We start from the raw sequence: 659 nt of genomic DNA, 5'->3' as shown, positions 1-659 counted from the left end.
TAAATATTCTTTTATCGGGCAGCTTAATCGCCTGAGAATAGAGTGTGTTTAATTTTGAGAGGTTTTTGTATCTCTTGCTCTTTAAAAATTTGGAAAAGCTGATAATAAAATTCGTATGAATAACATTGTTATTTATACAGAGTTTTCAAAAGTAAAAAAGAATGATAGCAGTATCATTCAGTGCCATTTAGTTAACTCTTAGGAGTTAATTGATTGGTATCTACTTTAGTATTCAATATTAACTTCTGGCGAAGTTAAACTGTCACTAACGTATGACTAAACTTTATTGTTTAGTATTGCGACGTGGATTTGATGCTTAGGCAACGCCGCTGATATTTTTGTCGCTGGGCGCATAACGTGTTATGTAACCAAGCAAAAATTGATAGCAAGGCAGCATAAGTAACAAAGACCAAGCAAGACCCGTTTGGGTTGTATGGTTAAGTGACTAAGCGTACACGGTGGATGCCTTGGCAGTTGGAGGCGATGAAGGACGTATTAACTTGCGATAAGCCTAGTCAAGCTAGTAAAAAGCACTGAGACTAGGATTTCCGAATGGGGAAACCCACCTGCTTGCAGGTATCGTTAACTGAATACATAGGTTAACGAGGCGAACGCGGAGAACTGAAACATCTAAGTACCCGTAGGAAAAGAAATCAACC

The 659-nt window shown here is 38.1% G+C and carries 1 rRNA gene; it reads left to right on the top strand.

The features are described 5' to 3' along the window. Positions 1 to 435: 435 nt before the first annotated feature. Positions 436 to 659, top strand: a 23S ribosomal RNA gene (locus tag H5187_RS23885); the annotation flags it as partial.

Source organism: Pseudoalteromonas sp. SG44-1 (genome assembly GCF_014164315.1).
Taxonomy (GTDB): Bacteria; Pseudomonadota; Gammaproteobacteria; order Enterobacterales; family Alteromonadaceae; genus Pseudoalteromonas; species Pseudoalteromonas rhizosphaerae.
The sequence above is the reverse complement of the archived record's forward strand: the minus strand, read 5'-3'. Positions and strand labels throughout refer to the sequence as shown.